This window comes from Pseudomaricurvus albidus (genome assembly GCF_018863235.1).
Taxonomy (GTDB): Bacteria; Pseudomonadota; Gammaproteobacteria; order Pseudomonadales; family Cellvibrionaceae; genus Pseudomaricurvus; species Pseudomaricurvus albidus.
On sequence record NZ_JAHKRS010000006.1, the window covers coordinates 175774 to 194496 of the forward strand.

Sequence of the window (18723 nt, forward strand, 5' to 3'; positions counted from 1 at the left end):
ACGCGCCAAAGATGACAATAAAATGATAAGAGTATCAGGATTCTCCGCGCCAGGAGCTTACTGGCACGGAGAAGTTGCGAGGCTGGAAATTAGTCGTCATACCCCAGAATCGGCTGCAGCCAGCGTTCAAGTGTTGGTACATCCATGCCTTTACGCTCAGACAGGGACTCCACCTGATCCTTTTGGATCTTGCCCACTGGGAAGTAATACGACTCAGGGTGCGAGAAGTACCAGCCAGAAACCGCCGCTGTCGGTGTCATGGCAAAGTGCTCTGTCAGCTCAACGCCAATTTCTTTAGTGGCATCCAGCAGATTGAAGAGGGTGGTTTTCTCTGTGTGGTCTGGGCAGGCGGGATAACCCGGCGCAGGACGAATTCCCTGATACTTCTCTTTAATGAGTTCTTCGTTATCCAGTTGTTCGTCAGGGATGTAGCCCCAGAACTCTTTGCGTACACGCTGATGCATGCGTTCTGCCAGAGATTCTGCCAGACGATCTGCCAGAGCCTTCACCATGATGCTGCTGTAGTCATCCTGTTTGGCTTCGTACTCAGCGCAAAGCTCGTCACAACCAATGCCAGCTGTTACCGCGAAACCACCAATGTAATCCTGTTTGCCGCTGTCTTTCGGGGCGATAAAGTCCGCCAGTGAGGTATTCGGCTTGGTGTTGCCGGGTTTCTGTACCTGCTGTCGAATATGGTGGAGTGTCGCCAGTTCTTCGGTGCGATCCTCATCCTTAAATACGGCAATATCATCGTGATTGACGGTATTGGCCGGCCAGAAGCCGATAACTGCTTTAGCGGTGAGCAGCTTTTCATCAACAATACGTTTGAGCATGGCCTGAGCATCGTTGAACAGGTTTTTAGCGGCTTCACCAACGACCTCATCCTCAAAGATTCGGGGGTATTTACCCACCAGGTCCCAGGTAATGAAGAAGGGGGTCCAGTCGATGGTTTCAATCAACTCTTCCAGAGGGTAATCATCGAATACCTTTGTGCCCGTGAATGTGGGTGCCGGTGGGGTATAGTTGCTCCAATCCAGTTTCAAACCACGGGAGATGGCTTCGGGATAGGTGCGCACAGTGCCGCGAGCCTTGCGCCCGGCATTACGCTCGCGGACCTGCTCATATTCAGCACGGGTTTCTGCAACAAAAGCATCGCGCTGGTCATCGTTTAGCAAACGACTGGCAACACCTACAGCACGTGAGGCATCTGCAACATAAGTCACCTGATTGAGCTTGAACTGTGGCTCAATTTTAACGGCAGTGTGGGCTTTGGAGGTGGTGGCACCACCAATCAGGAGTGGCTTGTCGATACCTTGACGCTCCATCTCCTTGGCCACGGTGACCATCTCATCCAGCGATGGGGTGATCAGACCAGACAGACCAATGATGTCGCACTTCTCTTCTTGTGCAACTTGCAGAATTTTCTCGCAAGGCACCATTACTCCAAGATCGATGACTTCGAAGTTATTACACTGCAGCACCACGCCAACAATGTTCTTGCCGATATCGTGAACATCACCTTTTACGGTTGCCATCAAAATTTTGCCGTTAGGTTTGGTGGCTTCGGTTTTTTCGGCCTCAATAAACGGGTTCAGATAAGCAACAGACTGCTTCATGACTCGTGCGGATTTCACCACCTGGGGCAGGAACATTTTACCGGCTCCGAACAGGTCGCCGACCACGTTCATGCCGTCCATCAGAGGACCCTCGATCACATCCAGAGGTCTGTCAGCCTCAAGGCGTGCAGCTTCGGTATCTTCCACAATGAAGGTCGATATACCTTTTACCAGTGCATGCTCAATGCGTTTTTTAACGTCCCAGCTGCGCCACTCGAGATCTTCTTTTTTCTCCCCGGTGCTGCCATCACCTTTGAACTTGTCGGCAATGGCCAGCAACGCTTCGGTAGCGTCCTCGTTGCGATTGAGGATTACGTCTTCAACGGCATCTTTGAGCTCTGCGGGCAGGTCATCGTAAACCGCAAGTTGTCCGGCATTCACGATACCCATGTTGAGGCCAGCCTGGATGGCGTAATAGAGGAACACGGAGTGAATCGCTTCACGGACAGGGTTATTTCCCCGGAAGGAGAAGGAGACGTTGGAAACCCCACCGGAAATACCCGCATGGGGCAGGTTTTGCTTAATCCAGCGACACGCTTCAATAAAATCAACCGCGTAGTTGTTGTGCTCTTCAATACCCGTGGCCACAGCAAAGATGTTGGGGTCAAAGATGATGTCGGCTGGATTAAATCCAACCTTGTCCACGAGCACCCGGTAAGAGCGCTCACAAATTTCGATTTTGCGCGCCAGGGTATCCGCCTGACCATCTTCGTCAAAAGCCATAACCACAACAGCTGCACCATAGCGCTGGCAGAGGCGGGCTTTTTCAATAAATTCCGCTTCACCTTCTTTCAGGCTGATGGAGTTCACGATTGGCTTGCCCTGGATGCATTTCAACCCAGCTTCGATGACTTCCCACTTTGACGAATCCACCATGATCGGCACGCGGGAAATGTCCGGCTCACCAGCGATCAGATTCAGAAAGCGGACAATGGCGGCTTCAGCGTCGAGCATGCCTTCGTCCATGTTGATATCGATTACCTGAGCGCCATTTTCTACCTGCTCCAGAGCAACTTCCAGCGCAGTGTCGTAGTCACCTTCAACAATCAGGCGCTTGAATTTAGCGGAACCTGTAACGTTACAGCGTTCGCCCACGTTGACGAACAGGGAGTCTGCCGTGATGTTAAAAGGCTCCAGACCGGAGAGGCGACAGGCGGGTTCGATGTCAGGGATCTTTCGCGGCTGGTGTTTGGTCATTTCATCCGCAATGGCTTTGATGTGACCTGGGGTAGTACCACAGCAACCACCGATGATGTTTACCAAACCACTTTCGGCAAACTCTTTGACGACGGCAATCATCTGCTCTGGGGTTTCGTCGTATTCACCAAACTCATTGGGCAGACCAGCATTCGGGTGGGCAGAGACATGGCACTCAGCGACTCTGGAAAGCTCCTGCACATACTGACGCAGCTCTTTGGCGCCAAGTGCACAGTTCAACCCGATGGATAAAGGTTTGGCGTGAGCCAATGAGTTGTAAAACGCTTCCGTTGTCTGTCCGGAGAGCGTGCGACCGGAGGCATCGGTAATGGTGCCTGAGATCATGATTGGCAGTTCCACACCTTCGCGCTCAAAGTATTCCTGTACGGCGTAGATCGCCGCTTTGGCGTTTAGCGTATCGAAGATGGTTTCGATCAAGATCAGGTCAGAGCCGCCTTTAACGAGGCCATCCACGGACTCAAGATAGTTCTCTACCAACTGATCAAAAGTGACGTTTCTGGCGCCTGGGTCATTCACATCCGGCGAGATGGAACAGGTACGACTGGTCGGCCCGATAACACCTGCCACGAAACGTGGCTTGTCTGGGTTGCGGGCAGTCATCTCGTCCGCCGCTTCACGGGCGAGTCTGGCTCCAGCCACATTGATCTCATGGGCCAGAGATTCCATCTCGTAATCAGCCATGGAGATTTGTGTGCTGTTAAAGGTATTGGTTTCAATGATATCGGCACCGGCCTCCATATAGGCCGTGTGCATCTCTTTGATCAGTTTCGGCTGGGTAATGGACAACAGGTCGTTATTACCGGCGATATCCAGGTGATAATCGGCGAAGCGGTCACCGCGGTAATCACTTTCACCCAGCTGATAGCTCTGGATCATCGTACCCATACCTCCATCGAGAATCAGAATGCGATCCTTAATGGCGGCGTGAAGGGCAGTGAGGCGAGCGTTGCGATCAGACATCGTTTAAAAACCTTTTATTAAGTGAAAAGCGTTCTTTCAAAACCAATAAAGATTGAAAGTGATAGTTTTTTGTACAAAAAGCACTCAAAATCATCAAAAATACAATCTATATCAAAATATTTTGATGTAGGTCGGCATTCTAGCAGCAATCACCGTTTTAACCCAATCCGGAAATAAAAGTTTAGGTTAATTGGCCCCTTGGTGAGCGGTGTTCACAGCCGATGAGAATCCCTATCAACGGGCATGAGAGCGGTTATCAACAACAGACAATTAATTAAACCTTGCTATTTCAGTGGTTTTTATCGGGCGCATTTTTCCGTAAAATACCTGAGTCAATTAGTGAGGTTTAGGTTTGATGGTTAACGTAACGATTACAGATTCGGCTCAGGAATACCTTGCAGAGCTGCTCAGCAAACAGGATTGTGAAGGTATCGCTATTCGGATGTTTGTCGCGAATCCCGGCACCCCTCAGGCTGAGACCTGTATTGCCTATTGCCGCCCGGGTGAAGAGCAGGACGGAGACGTTAAACTCGACCTTGATAAGATCTCTGCTTATTTTGAAGAGCGCAGTTTACCCTTCCTTGAAGACGCCAAAGTTGATTACTCACCGGATCGCATGGGTGGGCAGCTCACTATTCGGGCTCCCAATTCGAAAATGCCTCAAGTGACTGACGACAGTCCGGTTGAAGATCGCATCAACTACGTTTTATACAACGAAATCAACCCCGGACTGGCTGCCCATGGCGGAGAGGTCTCACTGGTTGAATACACTGAAGACAACTATGCCGTACTGAAGTTTGGTGGCGGTTGTCAGGGCTGTAGCGCAGTCGACATTACCCTGAAGGAAGGTGTCGAAAAGACCTTGATCGAAAAAATTCCCGGTCTGGTAGGTGTTCGGGATATGACAGATCACAGTGATACCTCTAATGCATACGCCTAAAGGTTAACTTTCGAGCTGTTTACAGCGACACATTTGGATTTCAAAAGCCGCGTTTTGCGGCTTTTTTTATGTCTGAAAAACCGCTTTTTGTGGTAGGGTTAACCCGTATAACAAAATGAAGTATCAGGAAAACCTATGACTTACACCACATTGGATTATCAGCTTGGCGACGGCATTCTAACCATCACCTTGAATCGCCCGGAGCATATGAATTCTTTCACCGTCACTATGGCCAACGAGCTTGTAGATGCCATTAATCGCGCCAGTGATGATGACGATGTTCGAGTGATTGTCTTTACCGGCGCTGGCAAGGCTTTTTGTGCTGGAATGGATCTAACCGCTGAAGGTAACGTTTTTGGACTCAACGAAGAGCTTGAGCCCAGCCTTGAAGATGTGGAAGAGCATTACGAAGACCCTGAGTACATCTCTGGTGTTCGTGATACCGGGGGAAGGGTCAGTCTGGCACTTTATGAGTGTTGCAAGCCGGTAATCGCTGCCATCAATGGTGCCGCTGTGGGCATTGGTGCCACCATGACCCTTCCAATGGATATTCGCCTGGCATCAACCAAGGCCAGAATTGGTTTTGTTTTCAATAAGATAGGTATTACTCCTGAAGCCTGTTCTACCTGGTTTTTGCCCAGAGTAGTGGGCTTGTCTCAGGCTTTGGAATTGACCTATTCAGCAGAAATACTGGATGCGGATAAGGCCAAGGCTTACGGTTTGGTTAAAGATGTCTACGAGCCGGAAGAGCTGCTGGATGAGGCCTACAAGATTGCTCGTCACATCGCCGATAACAGCTCACCTGTCGCCATCGCAATGACACGTCAGATGATGTATCGCAATTCGGCAATGCCTCATCCCCGCGACGCGCACAAGGTCGACTCGCTGGCCATTTTTTATGCCAGTCAAAAAGACGGTAAAGAGGGGGTCGCCTCGTTTCTGGAGAAACGCAAGGCAGAGTTTACTCAGAAGGCTCCTTCAGACTTGCCCGCATTTTACCCCTGGTGGGATTAATATTCGGCATCGGTCGCGAGACACAAAAAAGCCGGCACTCAGATGAGGCCGGCTTTTTTGTGTCTGAACAATTGTATCTGATCGGCTATTTTAACGACGCTTTTTCAGGGGTTCAGCGACTTTTGCTGCCATATCCTTGATGGTTTTCTCTGTCGTTGGCCAGTCAATACAGGCGTCGGTAACGGAGACGCCATAGGTCAGATCGTCCAGATTGCTGGAAATCTTCTGGTTACCCGGACCGATATTACTTTCCACCATCAGGCCAATAATGGTCTGGTTGCCTTCCAGAATCTGATTGGCAATGTTGTCCATAACCAGAGGTTGTAATTCGTGATTTTTGTTGGAGTTCGCGTGGCTGCAATCGACCATGATATTGGTGGATACACCGGCTTTTTCCAGTTCCTGCTCGCACAGAGCAATACTGACGGAGTCATAATTTGGCTTGCCAGCACCGCCACGCAATACCACGTGACCGTAGGCGTTGCCCTTGGTGTGGGTGATAGCCACTTGACCGTCGTTATTGATGCCGAGGAAACGGTGAGGGCTGGAAACGGATTCCAGTGCGTTGATGGCTACAGTCAAACCGCCGTCAGTACCGTTTTTGAAACCCACGGCAGAAGACAAGCCACTGGCCATTTCACGGTGTGTCTGAGACTCGGTGGTGCGAGCGCCAATGGCTGACCAGGAGATCAGATCCTGAATATACTGCGGAGAAATCGGGTCCAGAGCTTCGGTAGCCGTCGGCAGACCAATTTCAGCAATATCCAGCAGCAGTTTGCGGCCGATGTGCAAGCCTTCTTCGATTTTGAAAGAATCATCCAGGTATGGGTCGTTGATCAGGCCTTTCCAGCCCACTGTGGTGCGAGGTTTTTCGAAATACACACGCATCACGATAAACAGAGAGTCTTTAACATCATCTGAGAGTGCTTTCAGGCGATGCGCATAGTCTATCGCAGCATCTACGTCGTGGATGGAGCAGGGGCCAATCACGACCATCAAGCGGTGATCCTTACCCTCTAAAATGTTACGAACGGTCTCGCGCCCTTCAGTCACTACTTTGCGTGCTTTATCGGTCAGCGGTAAGGCGCTTTTGATTGCAGCTGGTGAAATCAGGATCTCTTGCGAGACGATGTTCAGATCGTCTACAGCGAACTCTGTCATTGAACTACCCAATACGGTTGTTTTCGGTAAGCGGGCTATTCTACTGAAAAACAACATAAATAGTGAAACTTAATGGCCTGATTTTGGCCATTAAAGGCTGGTTTTTAGCTGGTTTTTACAATCCGTGTCAACTCAACACTTCCAGATGAGCCAATAACGGGAAATACAGTGCCATTTTTACGTGTTCGTCATCCAATTCAGGGAACAACCGGCGATAGCGTTGCAGCTGAGGTAAATATGCTTCAGTTTCTGCACTCAAAAAGCTGTTTAAATCCTGGTCGGCTGTGGGCTCGCTGGACTTGTAATCGATAATCCAGCGAACACCCCGGTCAACAAACGTACGATCAATGATGGAGTTGCGCGCCCCAGGTGTCTTGGATTCTCCCTGAGGAGCCGACCAAAAGCTCTGTTCACAGGCCGATTGTTCATGACGGTTGTCCAGTAACCAGCGGCCTTTGTCATCAGCCAGCATACGGTGCAGGCCCAGCTCAATCCGGTTGAGAGCTTCCGTTAATGAATGGCCAAATAAACCCTGTTGGCGAAGCTGACTGAGCCAGAAGGGGTGCTGGCGACGGATACGGTTACTGTCCCAGGTCTCGATCCCATCATTGACAATTTGCGCAAGGGTTCGGTGCAACACTGTGCCGGTATAGCGCGATGCCCTATGTCGCAAATAATCATCGTTGACGATGTTTTCTTCATCCCCAAACTCCCGGCCCCGGTAAGCGGCCAAAAGACTGGAGGGTACCAACGTCGGGCGCTGCCAATCCGGTGTCAGGCGACGAATCATGGCGATGGGCTGAAGGTTGTGGCGGGTTTCTTCAGTTTCACCGACCACAGTGTATTGTGCCGCTTCCTGCACGGCTGGCCACAAAGGTGCAAGCAACGCTCCGGCAGAGGGGGCTTTTGGCAGTTCACTTTTGCTATCCACATTAAGATTGGCCAGCAGGTGAAGGCGTTTGATCGCACGGGTACAACCTACATACAGTAACCGTGTAGCCTCCAGCGTGTTTTTGATTTTTTGTTCCTGGCGCAGGAATTGATACAGAGGATCATCATCGTCACCCGTGGCGGATAGAGGTCCCAGCATGAGTTGTTTTTCGTGGTTGGTATTGATTCGTTCCTGCCACAAAATCAGCTGCTTTTCATCGCTGCGCTGGGTTTTGTCCAGTCCGGGGATGATGACGGTTTCAAACTCCAACCCCTTGGATTTATGAATGGTCATTACCTGAATCCGCGGATCAGCATCTGCCGCAGGGCGGGCATAGAGTTGTTTTACCGAGCGGGAAAACTCGTCCCACTGCAGCAGCTTTCCGCCTTCGTCGAATTTGTCCAGCAGATTGAAAAAGTCTTGGGCGTTGGTCAAATCAATAGCGTCAGGCACACAGGCAGGCCCGCCGAGAGACACCCAGAGTCCTTCGATCCACTGTCTTAAACTTTTACGGCGACGATTTTGCCAGGCGGTTTTAATCTGTGGGACAGTCCGGCTGAGTATCTTTTTGGCTTCCTTGCTTAATCCCTCGATGCTTGTGTGATCAAGAAGATTGTTCAGAATGGCAGGAAAGTTTTTTTGATCTTCAGTTTTGCTGTGCCTTACCAGTCTCAGCAAGTCCTCATTACTCAAACCAATCATCGGGCATCGCAAGATAGCGAGCCAGGCGTTGCGGTCAGAAGGATCGAGCAGGGCGCGGGTGAGACTCAGTAAATCGACGATTGCCATACGGCTCGAAAGAGGGTCGATGTCCGTTGCCTGCCAGCGCAATCCGGCGGTTTGCAGGGCATGGATGACTTCACGCAAGTGAGGGCGGTTTCTGACCAGAATCGCGACACGCCCCTTGTCATCTGCAGCAAGTGCTTCCTTGACCAGCTCAACGACTTTCTCGGCTTCGGCCTTGCGATCCGGAGCGTCCAGAAACACGTGGGTTTTCACTGCCGGTCCGTCCAGAGCTGGTTTAAACCCCACAGACGGCGCGTAGGTTACTGCACCTCGTGATATGTCATCCGCTTCGGGAAAGGCGTTTTTAAATGCCATGTTGACCCAGTCCACTACAGCGGATTGGGAGCGGAAATTGACCGTCAATTCGAGAGGCGTGAGAGCGATGTCGCCGATGCCATTGTTGCGGGCATCCAGAAAAATACCGACGTTTGCGTCACGGAATCCATAGCAGGACTGCATGCCGTCACCCACGATAAACAGAGTACGGCCATCATCCGGTTGCCAGCCGGCGGTCAGTTTTTCCAGCAGTTGCAATTGTGGAGTGGCAGTATCCTGAAACTCATCCACCAGAATGTGTTTGATCTGGTAGTCGAGCAGCAGACTCAGGTCCGTGGGGGAATCCTCATCGCCCAAGGCCATGAGAGCCCCTTGAGTGATTTCACTGAAGTCCGTCGCGTTCAGAGCGCGAAAGGCCAATTTCAGCTGAATAACAGCATAGGGCATGATGCGGGTCAGACCATCAAGAAGGCGCCATTGCTGGTGGGGGTAATGGGTTGGAGGAAGAATCCGGATAAGCTGTAACAGATCCAGCAGTTTCTTTTGCTCACTCAGGTGGCCTATCAGGGCCGCCATGGCCTCTTTCTTTTGTTTGGCAGCAGCTTTGCTGTCTTTGTCTGTCCCGGCGGGAAACCCAAAATTCTTGTTGAGTCCTTTGAGGGTGCGCCACTGTCCTGCCTGAGTCAGTAGCAACTCTACGACACAGCGCCAATCCTCCAGACTCTCCGGCAGACAGGGGGGCAACTCGACCATGCCAGATAGCTGACAGATCAGCGAGCCGGGTTTGTCTTCAAGGCTGTTGGTGCCCGCGTAATCGGCGAGTAAGCACAGATCGCTGGCGTGTGGCAGCAAAAGTTCGCTGGTCTCTTCCAGTGTTTCGATGACCAATTGCTGGAGAACATTTTCCAAATAGGTTCGCGCATCCCTAGCGCTGAGAAGTGGCAACAGCCACTGATCACGCTTGCCTAGAAGACTGATCAACAGGTTTGTAACCGCCTCAATATTGTTGTCCAGGTGAACAAACAGCTCTTTTAAGTCGTGCTGAAGCTGTCCTTCCTGCTCGAGCGACGCAAGGGTTTGCTCAACCGCCTGACGATAAACAACCTGCGGGTGCTCGAGCATTTGACTGGAGCCACCAATGCCACTGGTAATGGGGTTGTATTGAGTTAACGACCGACACAGGCCATCGATGGTCTGGACACGCAATCGATTGGGGTTTTTAAGCAGTTGCCACTGTTGTTGCTGATCCCGTTCGATAACTTTACGTGCCAGATCCCAGGTTAACTGTTCGTGAGGTTCTTCCGGGCGGGGATTCTCGGCGGCAAACTGTATGGCGTCGGTGATTCGTTCCTGCATTTCCGCCGCAGCCTTGCGGGTAAAGGTAATGCAGACCACTTCTTCCGGGTTATCACACAGGGGAAGTAGGGTTAAAACCCGCTGAGTCAGCAAGCCGGTTTTGCCGGAGCCCGCAGGTGCAGTGACCGCGAAGGACTTTTGAGGATTCAGGGCTTCGGCGCGAGCCAGATGATCTTGTGGCTGCATCATGCTTGCCCCCCATGAAGCTGAAAGGCATCGCGTACAAAGTCTTCTTCTTGCCAGCGCAGGATAGGGGCCAAATCTTCATAAAACCGTTTTAAAGAAGGGCTTTTAAAATCCAGTGAACAGTCACCTTGCAAGAAGGTGGTTGCCAGCATTTCCAGCTGCTGTTGCCAGTGCTCTCGAATTAATTGCCAATCGGTGGGCAGCTCCAGAGAATCTGCTTTGCCTGCGGGCAAAATGTCTGGATGATCCACTGACAGCCCCCCCAAGCCTTTGATGGCAACTTCTTTAGCGTTCACCTGAGCAAACATAACAGCACTGATGTCGGTCTCCTGATCCTGCAGATAACATAAACAGTAGAGCGGTAATTGCGGTTCATCCGGACGTTCACCACCCCAGCTTTTAGGGGTCGGAGAACCGGTTTTGTAATCGATCAGAATGAGCTCTCCATCACTCAGTTTATCCATGCGGTCCAGACGTAATGTCAAAGGCAAACCGGCGAAATTGGCCTTAATGGCGTCTTCATTGGCCACGACAGTGAACTCCGGGCGTTGTTTCTCCAACTCAAGCCAACGGAGGATTAGCTGGCAATGACGCTGTTGTTCAAGGGCGGAATAGTTTTCCCCAAAGAAGTCAGGTTCGCGTTTGCGGAACTGGTGGATGTGTTCCTGTACCCGTGCATTTACCAGTGCTTTAAGCTCCATATCAGGCATTGCTATAAGGGTCTTCTGATCCACCAGCGCTTTCCAGATATCGGATAACGCATCGTGCAGGATCTGCCCGCGTTGCATCGGTGTAAAACCTAACGCCTCGGGATCGGCTTGTTGAGCGCCAAGACGATGCAGGGCAAAAGCTGCAAAAGGGGATATTGCCTGGTTTTTCAGGATCTGACTTCCACCACGAATCTGGGCGAGCTCAGTGGGGCTTACTGCTGGGCCGGTGCCAGTGTTAATCCATTCAAGTTGCTGGTGCGCAACGATTTCCTGCAGGTAGTTGGGCCAGCCTGTTGAAAGCGAAGAATCCAATGCTTTAAGAGTGTCTTCGGCCGAAGAGGCAACAAGGTTTTTGACCAGAGCACTGGGTTGCAATGGCATATCCGCATCAAAGCAGGGGTAACTGAACACCACCTCTGGAGCACAATGCCGATAGCCTTCCGTCAGGCGTTCGGCAAAGGCAAGTTCACGATCGGCATCGGCATGGGGCATGCCATGCTGACGCTGCAAGCTCAATGGTAACAGTGGATTGGGCTCTGGCGCTGGTGGCCAGTTTTGTTGACTCATCCCCAAGACCCAGCAATGAGAAAACTGCAGTCCAGCACCCTCCAGAATACCCAGGATTTGCACGGGAGACTCAGGTGTCTGTGCCTGAAAATGTTCGCTGCCTGCCAGCTGGGTCAAGAGGTTAATGGCCTCATCACAGGTGAATAGCTTGCCAGTACTTTCCAGCTGGCAAAATTTCTCCTGCAATTGATACCACTGGGTCATTTGCTGGAATTCATTACTGTCCAGCCGGCGCGTTCCAGGCCAGCCCAGATGCCGCAATTGAGACTCAAACAATTCCAGCCACTGGCTGGGTAATAGCTGTTTGGCACGCTGACGGCGTAATGACTCAATATGTTGTAATCGCTGATCCAGCAATTGCCACTGTTCTGACTCAAGGTCTTCTGTTGAAGAAGGGGGGGCTTCATGCTGAGCCAGTTTATGGCAGATTTGTCTTAACTGACTGACTTTAATTCTGGCTCGCTGAAGCTTCTTCAGTTGTTGTGCCAATGACTCACTCACTGACAGACTGTCTGCTATTCCCCAAAACGGAGAACTTAAAAGCTCTATAAGGTCTTCGGTCCTGATTCGGTAGTGATTCAGTTGCAGAAGCATCAAAGAATCATGAATCAGAGGCACACTGCCCAAGGGTATCCCTGCAGAGAAGTTGAAAGGCAGGGTGTAGCGCGCGGTTTCTGGCAACGAATATTGAGGCTCAAGGACTTCGACAAAAATTTGCTCTACGGTTTTACGAATCTGACCAAGATTTGGTGCGATCACACCAATAGATGCACCGGGGTCTTTTTTCAGGACAGATTGCGCCCAGCAAGCGGCAGCTCGTATTTCATCCTGCTGGTTGGGGCAGCCAAGCAAGCTTTGGCGATTGGCTGTCGTGGAGGTAAAGGTTGCTCTTTCCTGACACTCACAAGACATGCTTTCAAACAGGATGCGACTCAAAGGAGGAATATCATCGAACCCCAGCAACAATAACTTGTCTTCTTTGGGCACAAGACCTGAACAATAGCTCTGGATTATTTCTTGTTGCACCTGTTCTGGTGTGCAGAGTTGGTGCTGAGTCAATACATCTTCAAACTTGTCTACCCATCGAATCAGGGGATTCTCTTCTGCAGCACCCTCATTGATAAGAGCAGAAGCATTCAGATTCCAGCGTTGCAGGGTGCGGTAGGCGGTTTGCGCGTCACTGGCCAGCTTGTGAGGATTGATCAGTTCTGCGCCAATTGCATCTTCTTGAATGATTTCCAGCCACAATTGTTGCAGTACAAATTCACTGGCCGGGGTAGATGGAGAGGCAAGGAGTGCCTGGTCGAGCAGTAATTGATAGCTCTCAGATACCCATTCGCTCAGGGAGTAGGCTCTCGGGGCTTCCCAGACCTTGGCTCCGGACAGCTCCTGAAACTGATTGTAGGCCGCAACCAGCTTATTCTTAAGACGACTGTTAGGTGTGAGAATGAGTACGCCTTCATTGATTGGCTCAAGAAGCGGCTGAATATCGAACAAGCTGATAGGCATTTGAGCTAGGGAGTCCTTCCGGTGAGAAAGCCGAAATCATCGCATAGCTGCGGGAGAGTGTCACTGCCGGCCAGGTGGCAGGCAGTTGAAGAACGATAGCGGGATAGGGGAAAGCTAACCTAACCCCGCCAAATCTGAGAAAAAATCAGGCGTGGCGGGGACAGGCTATCTTAACCGGCCATACGTTCCTTGTAGGCACGAACGATGCTGTTGAAATTGTCAGCAACAGACTTCATTTCATCAACCATGGCATTGTGCTGGTTGGTGCTGATGTTGCACTTTAAGTAAGCTTCAGCCTGATCGATAAAGGCCTTTACGTCATTCTTGGCTTTTACCATTTGAGGAGTAACTGCAGAAGAGGGATCTGGCAGGCTGGGGGCAGCAGGCTTGCTACAAGCCATGGACAGTGGAGCAAAGGCAGCAAAAGCTAAAGCTGGCAGTAGTAGGGTTTTGCGCTTCATTGGCGTATTCCTTTAATGCAATTGTTAATAGTTAAGTCGTCAGAACGGGTTTCCCTGACGAGAAAATGATCTGTTGGCATCAAAGGTATCGGCTGTGATTTACAAGACTTTAATGATAAATGTGAGAAATGTGACCAAAAAAATGATTTTTTAAACGGAGCGGGAGGAATTGTTCAAATATTGGGCAAAGCTTAGAGGTGCTTCGATATGCAATCCAAATATTCAGGCCTTTCGGCTTTAAAGAGGCCTGAACCTCCCAGCCGGTAAGCTTTTAGCAGGTGAGTGCGGGCTGAGGCTCTTTCACCTATCTGATAAAGGCACTGGCCCAGCCGGAGATGAATAAATGGGTTATCACGGGTCTGAGGACAGTGGTTGGCAGACCGAAGAGCCTCACATCCGGGTATATACTGCTTGAGTCGAAAATAACTGTCGCCAATGCCCGTCAGAACCCATCCGGCTTCAGCGAAGTCAGTTTGAGGCTTGGGCAGCAGTAGCCAACCTTGATAGAATAGGCGCAATGCTTTTCTGAAATCACCCTGATCATAGCTCTCATAAGCATCAGCACAGAGTGTTCTGATTTTCTCGGTGGTTTCATTGGGCAATTCGGTCATTTTTTGCTCAACTATTGGCTTGTCTCAATTCTGTTGGCCTTATTATAGAAATACAGCTTCAAAGATTCTGATAGCTAACATCAAAAAGCTAACAAATAATGGATCCCGGAGCCCAATCTCAATGCCAGTCACTGAACATGCGGATAATAACGGCCTACCTCGAGAAAAACAAAGCAAGACCTGATAAACAGCTGCAGCTTTGGCTCAAAATCAGCCTTCACTGACATTACAACGGATTTATGCATGACATTCGATAATTTAACATTAGCTGATATCCAGTGGGTTTTGATCACTGCACTGGCTATGGCAGTGTTAGCGGGCATCGTGTTAAAGCGACAAAGCCAGATGTTTTCTCGCAAAGAGCGGGAGTTGCAGGAGCAGCTGCATCAATTTTCCACGGATCTCACCTTATGCCATCAGCGCCTTGATCAGACGATAAGCAGTGAGCAGAGAGGTCGTGAAGAAATAACCTCATTACAGAGCCAGCTTCAACAATACCAAGCAAGCCTCTCAGAAAAAGATGCTCAGTTAGCAGTTTTGAATAATAAAGCGAGTGACCTCGAGGCGTTGAAGGCTGCCATGGAGGCTAAAGAAAGTGAGTTACGCCGTCTGCATGCTGAGCACCAGAGTCTGCAAGCCAAAAGTCAGGCTGACAAAACCAATCTGGAAGAGAAGCTGACCTTACTTAAAGAAGCCAGAGAACAGCTGAACAGCGAGTTTAGTTTGCTCGCCAACAAAATTTTTGACGATAAACAACAGCGTTTTACTGAGCAAAGCCAGCAAACACTTTCGGCCAGTGTGAATCCACTCAAGGAGCAGATTGAGGCCTTTCGTAAAAAGGTTGAGGATGCCTACGACAAAGAAAATTCAGAACGTAGCAAATTGGTTGGTCAAATTGCTGAGTTACAAAAACAGACTCGTCAGATTGGTGAGGATGCCATCAATCTGACCAATGCATTGAAAGGCGATAATAAAACCCAGGGTAATTGGGGTGAGGTTATTCTGGAGCGACTACTTGAGGACTCAGGTCTGCAGCGTGGTCGCGAATATGATGTTCAGGTTGCCCTGAAGGACGAAGACGGTAAACGGCGTAATCCGGATGTGATTGTTCGTCTTCCGGAGGGTAAAGATATAATTATCGACTCCAAGGTATCTCTTCTACATTATGAGCAGTACACATCAGCAACTGATGATGCCAGCCGTCAGCAAGCGTTAAAACAGCATCTGGCTTCTGTCAGAACCCATGTCCAGCAATTGAGCGGAAAGTCCTACGAGAAGCTCGAGGGAATACGCAGTCTGGACTTTGTCTTCCTGTTCATTCCAGTCGAAGCAGCGTTCATGTCTGCCCTGCAGGCTGATCAAAGTTTATTCCAGGAAGCCTATGCCAAACACATTATTCTGGTCAGTCCGACCACCTTGCTGGCCAGTTTACGCACCGTTGAAAATATTTGGCGTTATGAAAAGCAAAACCAAAATGCTGAAGAAATCGCTCGTCAGGCTGGTGGATTGTACGATCAATTTGCCTTGCTGATAGACGCACTGGAAGATGTCGGTAAGCAGATCGATAAAGCAAGTCAGGCCTATGCATTGACCCATAAACGTTTGGCCACCGGTCGTGGTAATTTGATAAGACGGGTTGAGAGCCTTAGGTTGCTTGGAGCGAAAACCAAAAAGCAGTTAGCACTCGATAAAGCTGATCAAGATGACTCAGTGGATACTGCCAGTCTTGTCTCTGATAGTTTAGACGGCGAATAAATCCATGTTTTTAGAGGTATTGCGCTTTACTGTTTCGGTGACAGCACCGATCTTTTTGTGGTTGGTGTTAGGTGCAGCGCTAAAAGGGCTCGGCTTATTGTCTGAGAAATGGATCCATCGGGGCTCTACATTCGTGTTCTATGTCAGTCTGCCGCTGCTGATGTTTACCAGTACCGTCAGGCAGCCAATCGCTGATGCAGTTGAGCCTCTACTTTTTGGTATCTGCTTGATAGCAACACTGTTTATCCTCACCGTTTCTCGATTATGGGCTAAAAGGGATTCGCTGCCGCAAGAAGATGCAACCGTTATGCAGCAGGGCGCGCTGCGTGGCAATCTCGGCATTATAGGTATTCTGCTGTGCATCAACGCTTATGGTGACGGTATTCTGGCTCAGGTCTCGCTATTGATGGCAATGATCACAATTGCCTATAACATCATCAGTGTTTATATCTTTGTAGATGGCTTGAATGAAGGACGCTTAAGTCCTGCGCTACTGCTGAAAAGCCTGTTAAAAAACCCGCTGATTCTTGCCATATTAGCAGCCTTGCCGCTTGCCTTGATGGATTTTTCTATCGACTCACGGGTACTTGGCGTCAGTGATTTGTTTGTAAAATACACATTGCCCATCGCTTTAATTTGCATTGGTGGAACCCTCAGTTATCGAAGCGTCAAGGATAATGTTCAGCCTTTGTTGAAAACCGCGTTCTTAAAGCTGGTCTTGATGCCCGTGGTTGCGATCTTGCCTTTGATATTGATGGATCAACATGGGCAAAATCTGGGTATGGTGTTTCTGCTGATGTCGAGTCCAACCGCTGCCGCCAGCTTTGTGATGGCTAAAGCCTATCGCGGCAATGCAACACTCGCGGCGAATATCGTGGTATTTACCACCATTGGATCACTATTGAGTATCAGTCTGGGTGTATTTTTACTGACCTTTTGGCAGCTAATGTAGCTGTTTCAAATACTCCCTCGAACCAAACATTCACAGGCTTAATCTGGAGCACTGCACTTTATGTCAACATTGACAATTTTATCCATAGTGGCCGTTGCCATCATTCTTGTCCTGGCAGTTGTCGCTGCTTACTACGTCTACCAGGTCAGACAGCTCAGACAGGAACAGAAGAAGAAATCAGAGGAACTGAAAAAGCAGGGTGAAGAGCAGCGGGAACGAATTAACCGTAGCATTCAAATTATTGCGCAGGGCATTATTGATGACCAACTCACATTGACTGAGGGAGCGATCCGAATCAAGGTGTTACTGGATGGTTTAGCAGTTGATACTGAGATTCAAGAGTCCTATGCGGCGTTCTATCATCTGGCAGCTGCCACTGATCACATACCCATTTTGGAAAGCTGGAAGTCATTGCCGACCAAGAAAAAGCTCGAGTTTGATAGTCAACGTACTAAATTAGAGAGTGACCACCGTGAGTTTGTTATTGACGCTGCCCAGAGAATACTGGGGCAGCGGTTTTGATAAGCCTGAGGTTAGCCTGTACTGTAGTTTGGGTTAGGTTGACGTTTTCCGGCTGAGCAGTACTCCGCATTCCACATGATGTGTGTAGGGAAATTGATCGAAAAGGGCAAACTTCTCTATGGTATGCGTCTCGGTGATCGACTCCAGATCGCGGGCCAAAGTATCCGGGTTGCAGGACACATACATGATGTTATCAAAGCCTTTCACGATGGTGGTGGTGTGCTCATCGAGTCCTGCTCTTGGTGGATCTACAAACACGGTTGAGAAGTCGTAGCTGTCTAACTCAATATCCTTTAAACGCCTGAACTCGCGCTGCTTATCCATCGCCTGTGAGAACTCCTCACTGGACATGCGCGCAATGGCGACATTGTCGATGCCATTAGCTTCCAGATTGAATTGAGCAGAATTCACGGATGTTTTGGAAATCTCAGTGGCCAGGACTTTGTCGAAGGCTCTGGAGAGAGGAATAGTGAAGTTCCCATTGCCGCAATAAAGCTCCAGCAGATCACCCGATAAGGGGGCTGCACCCCGAACAGCCCATCCAAGCATGCTTTCGCACACCCTGGCATTTGGCTGGGTGAACCCCGTCTCCACCTGCTGGTACTGATAGCGGGCGCCGTCAACCTCAAGGGTTTCTATAACATAATCCTGTCCGATCACGGTCTTTTGTTTACGGCTGCGGCCGATAATATGTACCCCCAGTTCTTCAGCCAATACTTTGGCTTTTGCAACCCAATCCTCATTGAGCGGGCGGTGATAGATCAGGGTAATCACTGCCTGCTCGCTCAATGTCGTCAGAAACTCGACCTGAAACAAGCGTTTAGACAGCAATTCATCCGCGTTAATGGCATCCAGCAGCAAAGGCATAAGGCGATTGATCAGCAGACTCCCCACCGGAAACTCATTAATAATAAATGGCTTCTTGTACTCTCCAGGTTGAAACATGGCGTAATCGGCACGTCCGTGATCGTGCCATATTTTAAATTCGGCACGCATCCGGAAATGACTGACCGGTGATTCAAACACCTCAAGTTCAGGTGGGGAGAATCTGGAAAACTGGTCATTGATTCGCTGAACCTTGTCTGCCAGCTGTGCTTGATATTGTTCGGGGTATACGCTGTTGATGGCCATGATTCTATCTGAGGAAGGGCAAGGAGGGCGCATTATACTGGCTTAGCGCCACTGATACGAG

General features: G+C 49.9%; 12 protein-coding genes. 5 read left to right on the forward strand and 7 right to left on the reverse strand.

Annotation, left to right across the window (positions count from 1 at the left end):
* Positions 1-89: 89 nt before the first annotated feature.
* Positions 90-3794 carry a methionine synthase gene (gene metH / locus KOI40_RS11850; RefSeq protein WP_216097731.1) on the reverse strand — a complete coding sequence of 1235 codons (3705 nt, stop codon included), beginning with the start codon at positions 3792-3794 and terminating at the stop codon, positions 90-92.
* Positions 3795-4149: 355 nt separating this feature from the next.
* Here metH and nfuA point away from each other — a divergent pair, with 355 nt between their 5' ends.
* Positions 4150-4734 carry a Fe-S biogenesis protein NfuA gene (nfuA, locus tag KOI40_RS11855; RefSeq protein WP_216097732.1) on the forward strand — a complete coding sequence of 195 codons (585 nt, stop codon included), beginning with the start codon at positions 4150-4152 and terminating at the stop codon, positions 4732-4734.
* Positions 4735-4869: 135 nt separating this feature from the next.
* Positions 4870-5748: a crotonase/enoyl-CoA hydratase family protein gene (locus KOI40_RS11860; RefSeq protein ID WP_216097733.1), complete on the forward strand. Its 879-nt coding sequence runs from the start codon at positions 4870-4872 to the stop codon at positions 5746-5748.
* A 90-nt stretch (positions 5749-5838) separates the two neighbouring features.
* Here the strand turns inward: KOI40_RS11860 and KOI40_RS11865 are convergent, their stop codons facing one another.
* The 5 genes from KOI40_RS11865 to KOI40_RS11885 all read right to left on the reverse strand — a co-directional run bounded on the left by KOI40_RS11865 (position 5839) and on the right by KOI40_RS11885 (position 14302).
* Positions 5839-6909, reverse strand: coding sequence for a 3-deoxy-7-phosphoheptulonate synthase (locus KOI40_RS11865; RefSeq protein ID WP_216097734.1), 1071 nt, complete (start codon positions 6907-6909; stop codon positions 5839-5841).
* Between the two features lie 127 nt (positions 6910-7036).
* Entirely contained in the window at positions 7037-10447 is a 3411-nt protein-coding gene (locus KOI40_RS11870) for a UvrD-helicase domain-containing protein (RefSeq protein ID WP_216097735.1), read from the reverse strand.
* Entirely contained in the window at positions 10444-13230 is a 2787-nt protein-coding gene (locus tag KOI40_RS11875) for a PD-(D/E)XK nuclease family protein (RefSeq protein WP_216097736.1), read from the reverse strand. Before KOI40_RS11875 ends, KOI40_RS11870 begins: the two co-directional genes overlap by 4 nt.
* A 170-nt stretch (positions 13231-13400) precedes the next feature.
* Positions 13401-13691, reverse strand: a complete 291-nt coding sequence (locus KOI40_RS11880; RefSeq protein ID WP_216097737.1) for a hypothetical protein — start codon at positions 13689-13691, stop codon at positions 13401-13403.
* Positions 13692-13882: 191 nt separating this feature from the next.
* Positions 13883-14302 carry a hypothetical protein gene (locus tag KOI40_RS11885; protein ID WP_216097738.1) on the reverse strand — a complete coding sequence of 140 codons (420 nt, stop codon included), beginning with the start codon at positions 14300-14302 and terminating at the stop codon, positions 13883-13885.
* Between the two features lie 243 nt (positions 14303-14545).
* Here KOI40_RS11885 and KOI40_RS11890 point away from each other — a divergent pair, with 243 nt between their 5' ends.
* The 3 genes from KOI40_RS11890 to KOI40_RS11900 are packed head-to-tail and all read left to right on the forward strand — an operon-like array spanning position 14546 to position 17531.
* Positions 14546-16057, forward strand: a complete 1512-nt coding sequence (locus KOI40_RS11890; RefSeq protein ID WP_233710220.1) for a DNA recombination protein RmuC — start codon at positions 14546-14548, stop codon at positions 16055-16057.
* 4 nt (positions 16058-16061) lie between these two features.
* Positions 16062-17009, forward strand: a complete 948-nt coding sequence (locus KOI40_RS11895; protein ID WP_216097739.1) for an AEC family transporter — start codon at positions 16062-16064, stop codon at positions 17007-17009.
* A gap of 60 nt (positions 17010-17069) precedes the next feature.
* Positions 17070-17531, forward strand: coding sequence for a DUF2489 domain-containing protein (locus KOI40_RS11900; RefSeq protein WP_216097740.1), 462 nt, complete (start codon positions 17070-17072; stop codon positions 17529-17531).
* 33 nt (positions 17532-17564) lie between these two features.
* On the opposite strand, the gene trmA is transcribed toward KOI40_RS11900, so the two are convergent.
* On the reverse strand, positions 17565-18662 hold the full coding sequence (trmA, locus tag KOI40_RS11905; protein ID WP_216097741.1) for a tRNA (uridine(54)-C5)-methyltransferase TrmA: 1098 nt from the start codon (positions 18660-18662) through the stop codon (positions 17565-17567).
* Between the last annotated feature and the right edge of the window lie 61 nt (positions 18663-18723).